This window comes from Streptomyces sp. RG80 (genome assembly GCF_040446465.1).
Classification (GTDB): Bacteria; Actinomycetota; Actinomycetes; order Streptomycetales; family Streptomycetaceae; genus Streptomyces.
Genome location: NZ_JBEAAJ010000009.1, coordinates 1 through 16,265 on the forward strand (window position 1 = coordinate 1; position 16,265 = coordinate 16,265).

At 70.0% G+C, this 16,265-nt stretch carries 12 protein-coding genes and 1 rRNA gene; 8 read left to right on the forward strand and 5 right to left on the reverse strand.

Annotated features, from left to right (window positions below; all coding sequences use genetic code 11):
- Window positions 1-104, reverse strand: a 16S ribosomal RNA gene (locus tag ABKA17_RS29720); the annotation flags it as partial.
- A 560-nt stretch (window positions 105-664) separates the two neighbouring features.
- On the opposite strand from ABKA17_RS29720, the gene ABKA17_RS29725 reads away from it, so the two are divergent.
- Together ABKA17_RS29725 and ptsP are read left to right on the forward strand one after the other, a co-directional pair.
- Window positions 665-1,114 (forward strand): PTS sugar transporter subunit IIA, encoded by a 450-nt coding sequence (locus tag ABKA17_RS29725; protein WP_353695374.1) that lies wholly within the window; start codon window positions 665-667, stop codon window positions 1,112-1,114.
- Between the two features lie 79 nt (window positions 1,115-1,193).
- Window positions 1,194-2,864 (forward strand): phosphoenolpyruvate--protein phosphotransferase, encoded by a 1,671-nt coding sequence (gene ptsP, locus ABKA17_RS29730; RefSeq protein ID WP_353695375.1) that lies wholly within the window; start codon window positions 1,194-1,196, stop codon window positions 2,862-2,864.
- A 67-nt stretch (window positions 2,865-2,931) separates the two neighbouring features.
- On the opposite strand, the gene ABKA17_RS29735 is transcribed toward ptsP, so the two are convergent.
- A complete protein-coding gene (locus ABKA17_RS29735) occupies window positions 2,932-3,825 on the reverse strand; it encodes a DUF8829 domain-containing protein (RefSeq protein ID WP_353695376.1) in 894 nt (297 codons plus the stop codon).
- A 132-nt stretch (window positions 3,826-3,957) separates the two neighbouring features.
- On the reverse strand, window positions 3,958-5,925 hold the full coding sequence (locus tag ABKA17_RS29740) for an acetoacetate--CoA ligase (RefSeq protein WP_353695377.1): 1,968 nt from the start codon (window positions 5,923-5,925) through the stop codon (window positions 3,958-3,960).
- 388 nt (window positions 5,926-6,313) lie between these two features.
- On the opposite strand from ABKA17_RS29740, the gene ABKA17_RS29745 reads away from it, so the two are divergent.
- Complete coding sequence (locus ABKA17_RS29745) at window positions 6,314-8,680, forward strand: glycoside hydrolase family 31 protein (protein WP_353695378.1); 2,367 nt, start codon at window positions 6,314-6,316, stop codon at window positions 8,678-8,680.
- Window position 8,681: 1 nt separating this feature from the next.
- On the opposite strand, the gene ABKA17_RS29750 is transcribed toward ABKA17_RS29745, so the two are convergent.
- Window positions 8,682-9,218, reverse strand: a complete 537-nt coding sequence (locus ABKA17_RS29750) for an NUDIX domain-containing protein (protein WP_353695379.1) — start codon at window positions 9,216-9,218, stop codon at window positions 8,682-8,684.
- Between the two features lie 47 nt (window positions 9,219-9,265).
- The gene (locus ABKA17_RS29755) at window positions 9,266-10,075 is read right to left on the reverse strand and encodes a M15 family metallopeptidase (protein ID WP_353695380.1); all 810 of its coding nucleotides are present in this window, start codon (window positions 10,073-10,075) and stop codon (window positions 9,266-9,268) included.
- 98 nt (window positions 10,076-10,173) lie between these two features.
- Here ABKA17_RS29755 and ABKA17_RS29760 point away from each other — a divergent pair, with 98 nt between their 5' ends.
- From ABKA17_RS29760 to glpK, 5 genes are all read left to right on the forward strand, one after another.
- Entirely contained in the window at window positions 10,174-10,602 is a 429-nt protein-coding gene (locus ABKA17_RS29760) for a Zn-ribbon domain-containing OB-fold protein (RefSeq protein WP_353695835.1), read from the forward strand.
- Entirely contained in the window at window positions 10,599-11,789 is a 1,191-nt protein-coding gene (locus ABKA17_RS29765; protein ID WP_353695836.1) for a lipid-transfer protein, read from the forward strand. Before ABKA17_RS29760 ends, ABKA17_RS29765 begins: the two co-directional genes overlap by 4 nt.
- Window positions 11,790-11,965: 176 nt before the next feature.
- Window positions 11,966-13,618, forward strand: coding sequence for an EAL domain-containing protein (locus tag ABKA17_RS29770; RefSeq protein ID WP_353695381.1), 1,653 nt, complete (start codon window positions 11,966-11,968; stop codon window positions 13,616-13,618).
- A gap of 313 nt (window positions 13,619-13,931) precedes the next feature.
- The gene (locus ABKA17_RS29775; protein ID WP_353695382.1) at window positions 13,932-14,657 is read left to right on the forward strand and encodes an MIP/aquaporin family protein; all 726 of its coding nucleotides are present in this window, start codon (window positions 13,932-13,934) and stop codon (window positions 14,655-14,657) included.
- A gap of 22 nt (window positions 14,658-14,679) precedes the next feature.
- The gene (glpK, locus tag ABKA17_RS29780; RefSeq protein WP_353695383.1) at window positions 14,680-16,191 is read left to right on the forward strand and encodes a glycerol kinase GlpK; all 1,512 of its coding nucleotides are present in this window, start codon (window positions 14,680-14,682) and stop codon (window positions 16,189-16,191) included.
- The last annotated feature ends 74 nt before the right edge of the window (window positions 16,192-16,265 follow it).

Consider the following 16,265-nt stretch of genomic DNA (forward strand, 5'->3'; position numbering starts at 1 on the left):
ACCCGTTCGCCACTAATCCCCACCGAAGTGGTTCATCGTTCGACTTGCATGTGTTAAGCACGCCGCCAGCGTTCGTCCTGAGCCAGGATCAAACTCTCCGTGAATGTTTACCCGTAATCGGGTCGACATACACGAGAGCGGAACAGTCAGGCGGAATAAGCCCGACCGTTCACAGCGTCCTCGCTGTATGTTTCTTCAAAGGAACCTCATCTTCGACCGTGATGGCCTCAGACGGGGTATCAACTAATCTGGCGTTGATTTTTGGCACGCTGTTGAGTTCTCAAGGAACGGACGCTTCCTTTGTACTCACCCTCTCGGGCTTTCCTCCGGGCGCTTCCCTTCGTTGTTCCAAACTCTATCAGTGTTTTTCCGGCCCTCTGACCACTCTCCCGCAGACATGCAGAAGGTGACCCCGAGATAGGATCTGACAAGTTTGGGTGTTGCTGAGCAAGGACGCTTGTTAGCGCCGCTCGGCCTCAAGCAGGAGTACGACTGTACACGCGGCCTCGAAGCGCGTGCAAATCGATTGGACTGGTGGTCTAGACCACTACGCGGTATCTTCCATGCGGAACCGTCAGTTCATATGACATACGCTGCTCACAGTGCGCTGTCCGGGACAGGCAGTGACGGCGCACGTATCGATCTCCACCCCTGGAGGCTTCCCATGACCACCGTGACCTCCCCGTTGGCAGGACGCGCCATCGGATTGGCATCCGTGCCCGATCCGGTCTTCTCCGGAGCCATGGTCGGCCCGGGTACGGCGATCGACCCCGTGCGTGAGGCCTCCGAGGCCGTCGCGCCCGTGGACGGAGTCATCGTCTCGCTCCACCCGCACGCCTTCGTCGTAGTGGACGAGCAGGGCCACGGCGTGCTCACTCACCTTGGTATCGACACCGTCCAGCTCAACGGCGAGGGTTTCGAGCTGCTTGTGAACAAGGGAGACACCGTGGCGCGCGGCCAGGCCGTCGTGCGTTGGAACCCCGCCGCTGTCGAAGCGGCCGGCAAGTCCCCGGTCTGCCCGATCGTGGCGCTCGAAGCCACAGCCGAGGCTCTCTCCGATCTGCGCGACGACGGCGATGTGAAGGCCGGCGACAGTCTCTTCGTCTGGAAGTGACATCGACTCCGTCGTATGACGGCAAGTAGTGGCAACCACCGCGGCGGCGGGACCCGCCGCACTATCGGAGACGGGTGAGATGGAGACAACGCTGCGAGGCGTCGGCGTGAGCCATGGTGTGGCGATCGGCGAGGTTCGGCACATGGGAACGGCGGTGCTCGAACCGCCGGCCAAGCAGATTCCGGCGGAGGAGGCGGAGCGCGAACAGGGGCGCGCCCGTAAGGCCGTGGAGGCTGTGGCGGCCGACCTGATTGCGCGCGGCAATCTGGCGGGGGGCGAGGCCCAGGCCGTGCTCGAGGCGCAGGCCATGATGGCCCAAGACCCCGAGCTGATGGCGGACGTGGAGCGGCGGATCGTCGTGGGCAGCACGGCCGAGCGTGCCGTGTACGACGCGTTCGCCGCGTACCGGGAGCTGCTGGCGGGTGCCGGTGAGTACCTTGCCGGACGCGTCGCCGACCTGGACGACGTGCGGAACCGTATCGTCGCTCGTCTGCTCGGGGTGCCCATGCCGGGTGTGCCGGACAGCGACGAGCCTTATGTCCTGGTGGCGCGTGACCTCGCGCCCGCCGACACGGCTCTGCTGGACCCCACTCTGGTGCTCGGTTTCGTGACCGAGGAGGGCGGGCCGACCAGCCACAGCGCGATTCTGGCGCGGGCGCTCGGCGTACCAGCAGTGGTGGCGCTGCCGGGTGCCGGTGAGCTCGCCGAGGGCACCGTGATCGCTGTGGACGGCAGCACCGGCGACATCTTCGTGAATCCGACCGCGGAGAAGAAGGCTCAGCTGGAGGCCGCGGCGGCCGAGCGCAAGGCCGCGCTCTCGGCGTCGACCGGGCCGGGCGCCACGGCGGACGGTCACAAGGTGCCGCTGCTGGCGAACGTCGGTGGCCCCGCCGATGTCCCGGCCGCCGTCGAGGCGGGCGCGGAGGGTGTCGGCCTCTTCCGTACCGAGTTCCTCTTCCTCGACGACAGCAAGAACGCTCCGTCGGAGGAGAAGCAGATCGAGGCCTACCGTCAGGTTCTCGAGGCTTTCCCCGAAGGCCGTGTCGTCGTACGGGTGTTGGACGCGGGTGCGGACAAACCTCTCGACTTCCTCACGCCGTCCGACGAGCCGAACCCGGCGCTGGGTGTGCGCGGGCTGCGGACGCTGCTCGACCACCCTGAGGTTCTGCGGACGCAGCTGACCGCCCTGGCGAAGGCCGCGGAGGGACTGCCGGTCTACCTCGAGGTCATGGCCCCGATGGTGGCGGACCGTACGGACGCCAAGGCATTCGCCGGCGCCTGTCGTGAGGCGGGGCTCCGGGCGAAGTTCGGCGCGATGGTGGAGATCCCGTCGGCCGCGCTGCGGGCGCGCTCGATTCTTCAGGAGGTCGAGTTCCTGTCGTTGGGGACGAACGACCTCGCTCAGTACACCTTCGCCGCGGACCGTCAGGTGGGGGCGGTGTCCCGTCTTCAGGATCCTTGGCAGCCCGCGCTGCTCGACCTGGTCGCGCTGTCCGCCGAGGCGGCCAAGGCCGAGGGCAAGAGCTGCGGTGTCTGTGGTGAGGCGGCGTCCGACCCGCTGCTGGCTTGCGTGCTGACGGGTCTGGGTGTCACCTCCCTTTCCATGGGTGCGGCGTCGATTCCGTATGTGCGGTCGACTCTGGCGAAGTACACGCTGGCGCAGTGCGAGCGTGCCGCGGCGGCCGCTCGCGCGGCGGACAGTGCCGATGAGGCGCGCACGGCCGCTCAGGCGGTGCTGTCCGGCGAGTAGCCGGGCCGTTGTGGTCGGTGTTTCTTGAGGGGCCCCCCCCCGGGGGGGGCCCCCCCCCCTCCTGTGTTCAGTGGTGGTGTCCTTGTGCCGGGCCGGCCGGTCCGAGGTCCGGCGGCACGCAGTAGTCGACGTCGGATTCCGGTGAGATGAGGTCTCCGGATTCGATGTCGGTGCAGTACGCGTCGAAGACCTCGCCCGCGGTCAGGGGTTCGAGGCCTTCTCCGCGCAGTCGCCAGCCGTAGATGCGGTCGGTGATTCCCGGGGCGCTGGTCCGCATGACGAGGCCGCCGGGGACCTGGGTCGCGAGGCCGAGGGCCAGGACCGTGGTGAATTCGAGGGCTTCGGCTTCGTCGAGCTGTGTGGTGCCGTCGGTGCCGATGTCGGCGTGGAGGACGGAGACGAGTGTCTCCGGGGTTGCCGTGACACTGCAGACAAGGTGTCGGTTGCCCGGCTGGGCCGTGTCGAGGATGCGGACGAGGAGGTCCGAGGCCCGGACGAAGGCCGCTCGGCCGATGTCCTCACCGCAGGAGGCGCAGGCTCCGAGGCGTGCCAGGAGTGTGGAGGCGTACTCCCAGGTGGCCTGGCGCACCGCTTCGTCGATCAGGGCGGGGACCAGGTCTGCCAAGGGGCGTCCGTCGTACGGGATGGTCGGGCCCGTGCCGGCGAGTTCGGCGGTGAAGCGGGTGCGGCTGGACGGGACGTCGGGTTCGAGGCCGGTGTCGGCGCAGTAGTCGGCGTATTCCTGTGGGTCGAAGAGGGCGACCGTGGTGTGGGTGCCCTCGGAGGCGCGTGATTTGAGGAGTGCCTCCACCTGTTGGAGATAGCGGGTGTGGTCGTCGAAGGTGAAGCTGCGATAGCGCCGCATGGCTCGGAAGTCGTGCTCGTCGGTGAGCAGGCCGATGGTTCCGGCGATTTCGCGGCGCAGGACGCGTCGCATGGTCTGGTGGTCGGTGTGCGCCATGTTTCCCCCTGTGCGCTGTCGATCAATGCTCACTCACAGTAACCGGCGGCACTGACAACGGGGTCCTGGCGAGGTGGTTGCCGCCTCCGACGCGGTGCGGGAGGGACCGATCTGCGTCGGTGGCGGCGTCGGTCAGGCGCGTTTGCGGGCGAGGTCCTCGTAGAAGTGGAGGAGGTCGAGGTTGTCGATGGAGCCCGGGTTGACCGCCTTGTCGAGGGGGGTGCCCTGGAGGAGGCGTTTGACGGGGACCTCGATGCGCTTGCCGGTGAGGGTGTGCGGGATGCCGGGTACTTCGATGATCTCGTCGGGGATGTGGCGTGGGGAGAGCTGTTCGCGGATGGTCTGCTTGATGCGGCCGATCAGTGCCTCGTCGAGACGGGCTCCGGGGGCCAGGTGCACGAAGAGGGGCATCCAGTAGCCGCCGTCGGGCTGTTCGATGCCGATGACGAGGGACTCCTTGATCTCGGGGAGTCGCTCGACCGCTTCGTAGATGTCGGCCGACCCCATGCGTACGCCCTGTCGGTTGAGCGTCGAGTCGGAGCGGCCGTGGATGACGACGGAGCCGCGTGAGGTGACGGTGATCCAGTCGCCGTGGCGCCATACGCCGGGGTAGGTGTCGAAGTAGCTGTCGTGGTAGCGGCTGCCGTCGGGGTCGTTCCAGAAGTGGATCGGCATCGAGGGCATGGGGTTGGTGACCACGAGTTCGCCGACCTCGTCGACGAGGGGTTCGCCGCTGGGGTCCCAGGACTGCAGGTCGGTGCCGAGGCCGGGGGCCTGAAGTTCGCCGATGTGGACGGGGAGGGTGGGGACGGCTCCCGCGAAGCAGGAGCAGACGTCGGTGCCGCCGCTGACGGAGGCGATCCACAGGTCGTCGCGGACCTCGTCGTGGAGCCAGCGGAAGCCGTCGGGGGGCAGCGGCGAGCCGGTGGTGGCCACGCATTTCACCGAGGAGAGGTCGAAGTCGCGGCCGGGATGCACGCCGGCTTTGCGGCAGGCCATGACGTACGCGGCCGAGGTGCCGTAGAGGGTGGCCTTGGTGCGTTCGGCGATCCGCCATTGGGCGCCGGTGTCCGGGTAGCCGGGGCTGCCGTCGTAGAGGACGATCGTGGTGCCGGTGAGGAGGCCGGAGACGAGGAAGTTCCACATCATCCAGCCGGTCGAGGTGTACCAGAAGAAGCGGTCCTCGGGGCCGAGGTCGCAGTGCAGGCCGAGTTGCTTGAGGTGCTCGACAAGGATGCCGCCCTGGGACTGGACGATGGCCTTGGGGAGGCCGGTCGTGCCGGAGGAGTAGAGCACCCAGAGGGGGTGGTCGAAGGCCACCTGTTCGAAGACGGGTTCCGTGTCGGCGCTCGTCAATGCCGACCACTCCAGGGCGCCTTCCGGGGCCTCGGTGCCGAGGACGGGGATGTGGACGACGGCGCGCAGGGTGGGGAGTTCGCGGCGGAGTTCGGCGACGGTGTCGCGGCGGTCGTGCTCCTTGCCGCCGTAGCGGTAGCCGTCGACGGTGAACAGGACGACGGGTTCGACCTGCTGGAAGCGGTCGAGGACGCTGCGGGCGCCGAAATCGGGGGCGCATGACGTCCAGACCCCGCCCACCGCCGCGGTGGCGAGGAGGGCGACGACGGCCTGCGGGATGTTGGGGAGGTAGCCGCTGACCCGGTCCCCGGGGCGTACGCCGAGGGCGCGCAGTTCGCTGGCGAGGGAGCCGACCTGACGGCTCAGCTCGGACCAGGTGACGGGGCGCGGTTCATGGGTCTCGTCGACGTGCAGGAGGGCCGGTTCGTCCGCGCGGGTGACGGCCGCGCGCAGGGCGTGTTCGGCGTAGTTGAGGGTCGCTCCGGGGAACCACTGGGCGCCGGGCATGGAGCGGTCGCCCAGCACGCGCGCGTAGGGCGTCGCGAACTGGACGTCGAACCATTCCGTGACGGCTTGCCAGAAAGTGTCCAGCTCGTCGACGGACCAGCGGTGCAGGGCGCCGTAGCCGCCGTCGGCGGGGGCGCCGTGGTGCTCGGCGGCCCAGGCCTGGAACCTGGTGACCTGCGCCTGGGCGATGCGTTCCTGATCTGGCTGCCAGAGCGGCTGGGGGTTCACGGTCGACATGGGGCGGCTCCCGGACTGTGCGCGTCGTGTGCGTCTTCCGCGCACGGGCTGGGGTGTGCGCGCGACGCGGGTGACACGGACGATGCCACGTGATCGACTTCCACACCAGGGCGCACTCCACATAGTCCCTGCCGTGAGGATGTGGGACGAAGACACCAGCGCCGTGCACTCAGTCCATCACGTTGCCCGCCTTGAACGACCTGGTGAGAGCCGGTAGCCGTCGCGCCCTGTGATCCCCCCGGCGACTAAGCTGCTTGACCTAGATCATCCGCACCGTACATGACGCTCTCGACAACGTGGTCCGTGTCGTGAAGATGTGGTCCCGGCATGGGTGAACGGCAGTTGAACGACACGCGCGCGTGCGGCGGTCAGTGGCAGGGTGAGCAGCATGAACGGTCGTGACCTGGTGCGTTCGATAAGGACGGTCGGTTCGACGGGGGCGGCCCAGGGGTTGCGTACCGTACGGGCCTCATGGCGTATGCGGCGTGCCGATGCCGCCGGGCTGCCGCCGCGGGGGCCCGAGCGCGCCCGGGTTCCCGGGACGGTGGGGGAAGTGGAGCCCGCTCCCGGGGGCGGGGTCATCCGGTTCAGCCGTTCCGAACTGCGGATCACGGTCGCGGTGAACGGGGCTGTCTTCTGGGGCTGGGACGGCGCCGGTCCGGAGCCGTCGTACGCGTTGGCGGGGCGTTGCCCCGAGCCGGATCCGCGGGCGGTGCTGGAGCCGGACAAGGACGGTGGCTGGCGGGTGGTGGCCGAGCGGGCGACGGTCGTCGTCTCCCGGCACGGTGCGATCGAGGTGCGTACTCCGGGCGGGGTGACCGTACGCCGGGATCTGCCGCCGCGCTGGTGGGAGCCGGTCGACGGCGGGGTGGCGCGCTGGATGCAGCGCTCGGAGGTGCCTGCGGACGCGCGCTTCTTCGGGCTCGGCGGGCGGGCTTCGGGGCCCCGGCTGCGGAACGGGACGTACCGGCTGTGGAACACCGATCCCGGTCGGCCCTTCGGCCCCTCCGACGATCCGCTGTACATCACCATGCCGGTGCAGCTCGTGGTGTCCGACGCGGCCACGCATCTGGCCTTCCACGACACCTCGTGGGACGGCACGGTGACCTTGCGGGAGGGCGAGGAGGGCGCCGGGTCCGGGCACGACCGGACCGGGACGTGCGAACTGCGGATGACCGGCGGCCCGTTGCGCTGCTGGGTGATGGTGGGCACCCCCGCGCGCGTGCTGCTCGCCTGGGCCTCGCTCACCGGTGCTCCCGCGCTGCCGCCCGCGTGGGCGTTGGGGCATCACCACGCGCGGTGGGGGTTCGGGAGCGAGCAGGAGGTGCGGCGGATCGTCGCCGGCTATCAGGAGCGCGGTCTGCCGCTGGACGCCGTCCACCTGGACATCGACCACTACGACGAGCACCAGGTGTTCACCGTCGACCAGGAGCGGTTCCCCAAGCTGCCCCAGCTCGCCGAGGAACTGCGGCGGGACGGGATCCGGCTGGTGTCGATCGTCGACCCGGCGGTCAAGGCGGAGCCGGGCAACGCCGTGTTCGACGGTGGCACCGCCGAGGACGCGTTCGTACGGGATGCTTCGGGGCGGCTGGTGCGGGGAGTCGCCTGGCCCGGGGAGTCTGTCTTTCCGGATTTCACGCACGCGCGCGTGCGTGAGTGGTGGGGCCGTCGCTACGAGGAGCGGCTCGCGCAGGGGTTCGCGGGCTTCTGGCACGACATGAACGAGCCCACGTCGTTCGCCGCATTCGGGGAGTCGACCCTGCCTCGTTCGGCCCGCCACGATGTGGAGGGGCGGGGCGGTGACCATCGGGAAGCGCACAACGTCTACGCCCTCTGCATGGCCCGGGCCGCGTACGAAGGGGTGCGGGAACTGGCCCCCCGGGAGCGGCCCTTCGTGTTCTCGCGCTCCGGGTGGGCCGGTATGCAGCGCTATGGCGGAACGTGGTCCGGTGACGTCGCCACGGGGTGGCCCGGGCTACGGGCGTCCCTGTCTCTGGTGATGGGGCTCGGGTTGTGCGGGGTGCCCTATTCGGGGCCGGACGTCGGTGGCTTCGACGGCAGTCCGTCCCCTGAGTTGTATCTGCGCTGGTTCCAACTGGGGGCGTATCTTCCGCTGTTCCGTACGCACGCGAGTCTGCGCGCGGGGCGGCGGGAGCCGTGGGAGTTCGGTCCCGAGGTGTTGGAGCACGCGCGCGTGGCGCTGCTGGAGCGTCAGCGGCTGCTGCCGTACTTCATGACGCTGGCGCATCTGGCGCGGCGTACGGGAGCCCCGTATGTGCGGCCGCTGTGGTGGGGAGCGCCGGAGGACCGGGCGCTGCGGGACGTCGAGGACGCATTCCTGTTGGGCGACTCGCTCTTGGTGGCGCCGGTGCTCGACCCGGGGACGGATCGGCGGGCGGTGCAGCTGCCGCGGGGGCGCTGGTACGACACGGTGACGGAACGGGCGTACCAGGGGCCGGGGCAGATCCTTGTGGAGGCGCCCCTGTCACGGATTCCGGTGCTCGCGCGCGCGGGTGCGGTTCTTCCGGTGCGCGGCGCGGACGGCGGGCTGGAGCTCGAGGTGTGGGCTCCGGCCCGGGGGCGGACCGGCGGCGGGCTGGTCGTGCCCGACGCGGGTGACGGGTGGGACGAGCCGGAGATCGAGCGGTACGTGGCCCGATGGCGGGGCCGGCGGGTGGTGGTCGAGCGGGAGGGTGAGGACGGCGTGAGTGCGCCGCCTCACCCGGTGCGTGTGCGGGGGGTCGGGGAGGTCTAGGTCAGATGTACCGGCCCTCGAACCAGGCCCGCACAGCACGTGTGTGCAGCGGGAAAGCCAGCTCCTCGGGTCTGCGCAGGAGGTGCCAGCCCTCCGTCTCGTCCGTCGCGGCGGAGGCCGGCAGGCCGTCGGCCGGGCGTTCCGGGAGGGACCCGAAGAGCAGCAGGTGCCCGTCGGGCGTGCTCATGGCGTCGACGAGGCGGACGTCGCGGCTCGCCGCGTCGATGCCCGTCTCCTCCTTGAGTTCACGGACGACGGCCTGGCGCCAGTCCTCCCGGTCGTCGATGAAGCCGCCGGGCAGTGCGATGCCCCCGCGCGCGGGAGCGATGGTTCGGGTGACGACGACCAGGGCGGTGCCCTTCGTGTCGTACACCGGCTGGAGTGCCACCGCGACGGGCAGCGGGTTGCGGTAGGCCACGGTGCCGCACGCGGAACAGGTGCGGGGCCAGCCGGAGACGCCCTCTCCGTAGGGCGCTCCGCAGCTCGAACAGTGGGAGTCGGGCGCGGAGTTGGGGGTGGAGGATTGAGTTTCGGACACGCGGCGGACTGTATCCGATCACAGGAAGGGCGTCTTCCGGGGGCCGCTCAGTGTTTGCTCGTAAGGGACTTCCAGGACACCGGGAAGTCGAAGAAGGTGTCCGGGTAGGGCTCCGGCTTGTACGTGTAGTGCCACCATTCCTCGGCCAGGTTCACGAAGCCGAGGTCTTCCAGGGTGGTTTTGAGCAGCAGCCGGTTGGCGCGCTGTACGCCCTGGACGCGGGGGTCGAGGGTGTGGGAGAGGGTGTCGAAGCAGTCGAAGCCGGTACCCATGTCCACGGAGTTGTCGGGGAAGCGCTCGTTCCGGGGTGCGTAACAGGGGACGAGGGTTTCGCCGGGGTGGTAGGGCCGCGTCGGCTTCGCGGGGAGTCTCACGAGGGTGAGATCCATGGTCGAGCCGCGACTGTGGCCGGACTTCTCGGCGATGTAACCGTCCGCGAACAGGCGGGTCTTGTCTACGTTGGGGTAGAACTCGCGCTTCATGGCCTGGTCGTCCAGGTCCTTGGCCCAGCGGACGAAGTGGTCCACGGCGCGCTGGGGGCGGTAGCAGTCGTAGACCTTGAGTGTGTAGCCCTGGGGCAGCAGCTTCATCTGGGCCTGGTGGAGGGCTTCGGCGGCGGGTTTCGTGAGGATGCAGAGGGGTTGCCGGTAGCCGTCGATGCGTTCGCCCACGAAGTTGTGCGGGGTGAAGTACCGCATCTCCTGGATGATCGTGGGGTCCACGGTTCTCAGGGCCACGAAGTCGTCCGGCGCCTTGGGTTCCGGTGTCGCCCGGGTGGTGCCGGCGGCGGTGGTCACGGTCAGCAGGGCGGCGATGGTGGTGACCAGGCCGCGTACCGCGCTGTGGAGTCGTGTCATGCCTCTGCCTCTGCCCATCTCCGGTCTCCCGTGACACACTTCTGACGTTCCGTCAGATCCTATGCCCGGGAGGAACTGTGTCACGTGCGCGTACGCCCGTGGTGGCGGGTTGGTTCGCCGGCGGCGAGGGCGACTTCCGTCTCCTCGGCACCCGCTGTTCGGCCTGCGCCTCGGTCTTCTTCCCCCGTGAGGACGTCCACTGCCGCAATCCCGGGTGCGCCGGGGGCGTGCTGGAGGAGGTTCCGCTGTCGCGGCGCGGCCGGGTGTGGTCGTACACGGACAGCCGGTACCGACCTCCGTCACCCTATGTGACCGATCCGGAACTTTCGTGGGAGCCGTACGCGTTGATCGCTGTGGAGCTCGAGGCCGAGCGGATCGTGGTGCTGGGGCAGGGGGTGCCAGGGCTCACGGTCGCCGATCTGACGGTGGGCATGGAGGTGGAGGTCGTGCCCGGTGTGCTCCATGAGGACGCGGAGACGGTGTGGACGACCTGGCAGTGGCGGCCGACGACGGGGGTGACGGCATGACGGGTGAGGTGGCGGTGCTGGGCGTCGGCATGCACCCCTGGGGCAAGTGGGGGCGCGGTTTCGTCGAGTACGGGGTAGCGGCCGCCCGCGCGGCGCTAGCCGACGCGGGGCTGGAGTGGCGGGACGTCGGCTCGATCGTCGGGGCGGACACGGTGCGTGGCGGTTATCCGGGATATGTGGCCGGAGCGACCTTCGCGAAGGCGCTGGGCTGGCAGGGCGCCCGCGTCACGAGCGTGTACGCGGCGTGCGCGTCCGGCGCGCAGGCCGTCAACACCGCGCGGGCGCAGATCCTTTCGGGGCTCGCGGACGTGGTGCTGGTGGTGGGTGCCGATGCGGCGCCGAAGGGGTTCTTCCGGCCCGCGGGCGGAGACCGGCCCGACGATCCGGACTGGCTCCGGTTCCGCGTTCTCGGCGCCACCAATCCGACGTACTTCGGGCTGTACGCGCGCCGGCGGATGGCCGTGCACGGGGACACTCCGGAGGACTTCGCGCAGGTCAAGGTGAAGAACGCGGCGATGGGCGCGCTGAACGAGTACGCGCGCTACCGCAAGCGGGTCACCGCCGAGGAGGTCGCCGCCTCCGCGGTGGTCGCCGATCCGCTGCGGCTGCTCGACATCTGCGCGACCTCGGACGGCGGGGCGGCCCTGGTGCTGTCCAGCTTGGAGTTCGCGCGGCGGCACGGGGCGGCGGAGCCGGTGCGGATCCGCGCGGTGTCGACGGTGACGCCGCGATATCCCAGCGCCGTACTGGATCTGCCGGACATCGCCACGGACTCTGCCGTCTCGGTGGACCCCGCCGAGGAGACGTTCCGGGAGTCGATCGCCCGGGCCGCCTACGAGGAGGCGGGTGTCGGACCCGAGGATCTCTCCCTCGCCGAGGTCTACGACCTGTCCACCGCGCTGGAGTTGCAGTGGTACGAGGATCTCGGGCTGTGCGGCGAGGGTGAGGGGGCCAAGCTGCTGCGGGAGGGCGCGACGGCTCTCGGTGGGCGCATACCGGTGAACGCGAGTGGTGGACTGGCGTCCTTCGGGGAAGCGGTGCCCGCCCAGGCCATCGCCCAGGTGTGCGAGCTCACCTGGCAGTTGAGGGGCTCGGCCGGGGCCCGGCAGGTGACCGGGGCGCGGGTGGGGATCTCGGCGAACCAAGGGCTGTTCGGGCACGGGTCGGCGGTGGTCGCGGTGCGGTGAGACTCGTCTGCTGCCGGCGTGGGTCGGTGGGGCGAGCGCGGTGCGGTGGGGTGCGGGGCATCGGATCCTGGGGCTGAGCAAGGGCTTTCCCGTACGCTCTGTGACTGCCTTGGAATCATGCGTGAACGTCTCATGAACTGGGCTTCGGTGGGCGCCCGTGGGGCCATCATGCTGGCGTGCACTCCTGGACGGACACTCTCCGCTTCGCCTTCCAGCCGGTGATCAACCTGACGACCGGAGGGGTCGCGGCGCTGGAGATACTCGCCCGCCCGGAAACCGGCGACGTCCTGGCCGAGGCTCGCCGCGATCCCGAACTCGACGCCGGGCTGGCCGTCTCGGCGGTCCGGGCGGCGGCCCGCAAGGAGACGCTGCTGCCGCTGCACGTCAACGTGTTCGCCGGCACTCTCGCCGACCTCGGTGGGCTCACCCCGCTGCACAGTGCGGTACGCGAGGTCGGCAGGCTGCCGTGGGAGGTGACGATCGACATCGGGCCGCCCTTCACGCATGTGCCGCAGCGGGCGCTGCTGGAGGCGGTGGGCCTGCTGCGGAGCCAGGGTTTCCGGATCGGTGCGGACGGTGTCGGGGACGGGGACGTACCGCTGCGGCTGCTCACCGACATGACGCCCGACCTGGTCAAGCTGGACGCGTCGTTGCTGGCCCGGCCCGCGGCGGTGCAGGCGATGCGGGCGCTGTGCGACCAGTTGGGGGCGCTGCTGTCGGTCGAGGGCGTGGAGACCGAACTCCAGTGCGCGGCCGCGGTGTCGGCCGGTGCGCAGCTGGCCCAGGGGAATCTGTTCGCGCCCCCGGCCAGGCTGCCCGCCGCGGACGTGTACGTGCCGCCCCGCTCCCCCGGAGCCTCCGCGCCGCTGCGATCGGGGCCGTCGGTGCGCGAGTTCGTACGGCCCGCCGCGCTGCTGCCCACCACCGCCTCTGCGGGCCATGTCCGAGCCCTGTTGACCGGGTCGCCGGAGGTCTCCGGCGTACTGCTCGTGGACGTGCACGGGGTCCCGGTGCGGTCGGTGCACCGCTCCCGCTTCCTGCTGTCGATGTCGGGTCGCTACGGCCACGCCCTCTACGCCGACCGGCCCGCCGCCAAGCTCGGCGATCCGCCGCGCACCGTGGGCATCGACGCCACCGCGTGGGAGGTGCTGGACGTGGTGGCGACCGGCGACCGGGACCGCACCACGGACGACGTGGCCGTCGTCGACCGGTACGGGCGGTGCGTGGGTGTCGTGCGCCTCGCCGATCTCGTACGGGCACTGGCCGAGACGCGGGTCGAGGAGGCGGCCGGACTCAATCCGCTGACGCGGCTGCCCGGTTCCGACGCGATCACCGGTGAGGTGGACCGGCGGATCGCGGACGGGCGGACGTTCGCGCTGAGCTGGCTGGACGTGGACCACTTCAAGCAGGTCAACGACGGGGCCGGTTTCGCGGCGGGCGACGAGCTGATCCGGTCGGTGGGGCGGGCGCTGCAGCACGCGGCGTCGGACGCCACCCGGGTGGGGCACATCGGCGGGGACGACTTCCTGGTGCTGGCCGATCCGGACGGCTTGGGTCCGTTGGCCGCCTCGGTGCTGGACGTGCCCTGGTCGGCCGGTGGACGCGCGGTGTCGTTGTCCCTGGCCACGGTGGTGTGCGCGCCGGGCAGCGTCACGGACCACCGGCAGGCGGCGGCCTGTCTGGCGCCCCTGAAGAAGGCCGCGAAGTCGATCCGCGGGGCGAGTTGGGTGCTGGGGCGTGCGGGGCTGCCCGGGCACGAGATCCGGCGCGGTGCGGGAGCGGCCGCCGCGACGGCGGGGTGCGGGGCGACGGAGGCCGGCCGGGGCTGAGTCGTCCGCCCTGAAGGGTCCCGCCCGTCCAACCGTTGCCGTCCGCGTCCTTGACGCCCCCTGGACACCGGTGAACACTTCCGATGTCAGTCGACATCGTCGTACATTCTCGGCGTATCCACGCACGGCGCCGCGCGGGCTCCCTTGCACCAAGGCCCGTTCCCCCACGGGCGATTCGGCTGCTACGGCACGCTCGTCACGGACGCCGGGCGGGGCGCGGGATCTCCCTGCCTTCGGCTGAAGTCGCCATGGGAAACGCACCCTGCACGGTGGACCGGGGTCGATCGCCCCGGGCCAGGGCCTAGGAGCCGCCATGAGCAATGGAGACGTATTTCTCGGGGAGATCATCGGTACGGCGATTCTGATCCTGTTCGGCGCCGGAGTGGTCGCCGCCGTCGTACTGAACTACTCCAAGGCGAAGGACGCGGGCTGGGTGGTCATCGCGTTCGGGTGGGGTTTCGGCGTGCTCGCCGGGGCGTACACTGCCGCGCCGCTGTCCGGCGGCCACCTCAACCCGGCGGTGACGCTCGGGATCGCCATCGACACGGGCGACTGGGACCAGGTGCACATCTACATCGCCGGGCAGATGGTCGGCGCCGTCCTCGGCGCGGTGCTGTGCTGGCTGACCTACTTCGCGCAGTTCCAGGCCAACGCCGAGGAGGACAAGGCGCAGCCGACGCTGGGCATCTTCTCGACGGCGCCCGCGATCCGCAATCCGGTGGCGAACCTCGTCACGGAGATCATCGCGACCGTCGGTCTGGTGCTGCCGATCCTCGCGTTCGGTCTGACCGAGGGGCTCGGCACGTCGGGCACCGCCATCCTGATCGTCGCGTTCCTCGTGGTCGGCATCGGTCTGTCGCTGGGCGGACCCACGGGATACGCCATCAACCCGGCCCGTGACCTGGGCCCGCGCATCACCCACGCCTTGCTCCCGATCCCCAACAAGGGCACTTCGGACTGGGGTTACGCGTGGATCCCGGTGGTGGGGCCGCTGATCGGCGGAGCTCTGTCCGGGCTCATCTTCAACGCAGCGTTCTGAAGCATCCGACGAAGGGGACGTCATGACGGACAAGTTCGTCGCCGCGATCGACCAGGGCACCACCTCGAGCCGCTGCATCGTCTTCAACCAGGACGGCGCCATCGTCGCCGTCGACCAGCGCGAGCACCGGCAGATCTTCCCCAAGCCCGGCTGGGTGGAGCACGACGCCACCGAGATCTGGTCCAAGGTGCAGGCCGTGGTGGCCGGCGCGATCGCCAAGGCCGGGCTGCGCGCCGACCAGTTGAGCGCGCTCGGCATCACCAACCAGCGTGAGACGACCGTTCTTTGGGACCGCGCCACGGGCAAGCCGGTGCACAACGCGATCGTCTGGCAGGACACCCGCACCGCGGCGCTGACCAACCAACTCGGCGGCTCCGACGGGCAGGACCGCTTCCGCGAGCAGACCGGGCTGCCTCTCGCCACCTACTTCTCCGGACCGAAGGCGACCTGGCTGCTCGACAACGTGCCCGGGCTGCGGGCGCGTGCCGAGAACGGGGAGATCGCGTTCGGCACCATCGACTCCTGGCTGATCTGGAACCTCACCGGCGGTACGGACGGCGGGCAGCACGTCACGGACGTGACGAACGCCGGCCGCACCATGCTGATGAACCTCGAGACCCTCCAGTGGGACCAGTCCATCCTCGCCGCGATGAACATCCCCGAGGCCGTCCTCCCCGAGATCAGGTCCTCGGCCGAGGTGTACGGCACGGCGGTCGGCCAGCTCGCCGGTGTGCCGGTGGCGTCGGCTCTCGGCGACCAGCAGGCGGCCGTGTTCGGGCAGGCATGCTACGACGTGGGCACGGCGAAGAACACGTACGGCACGGGCAGCTTCCTTCTGCTCAACACGGGCAACCGGCCGGTGCCCTCGAAGAGCGGGCTGTTGACGACGATGGGCTACAAGATCGGCAGTGAGGCGCCGGTCTACTGCCTGGAGGGGTCTATCGCCATAACGGGTGCGCTCGTGCAGTGGTTCCGGGACCAGCTCGGCATCATCCGTACCGCCGACGAGATCGAGCCCCTCGCGGCCAGTGTCGAGGACAACGGCGGCGCGTACATCGTGCCCGCGTTCTCCGGTCTGTTCGCGCCCTACTGGCGCTCCGACGCGCGCGGGGTCGTCACCGGGCTCACCCGGTACGTCACCAAGGCGCACCTCGCTCGGGCGGTGCTGGAGGCGACGAGCTGGCAGACGCGGGAGGTCGTGGACGCGATGTTCCAGGCCTCCGGGGTGCACATCACGACCTTGAAGGTCGACGGCGGCATGACCAAGAACAACCTGCTGATGCAGCACCAGGCGGATGTGCTCGACGTGCCGGTGGTCCGGCCGAAGGTCTCCGAGACGACCTGCCTGGGCGCCGCCTATGCGGCGGGGCTCGCCACGGGTGTGTGGAACGACCTGGACGAGCTGAAGTCGCACTGGCAGAAGGATGTCGAGTGGACGCCGGGCATGGAGTCCTCGGTGCGTGACCGCGAGTACCACAACTGGCGCAAGGCCGTGGAGAAGAGCTTCGGCTGGCAGGAGGACGAGGAGAACTAGCGGCACGCGCGTGTGTGCTCCGAGCAGCCGCACGCGCGCGTGGCGCTCATGAGACGCGGCCCGTACCCCGGTCG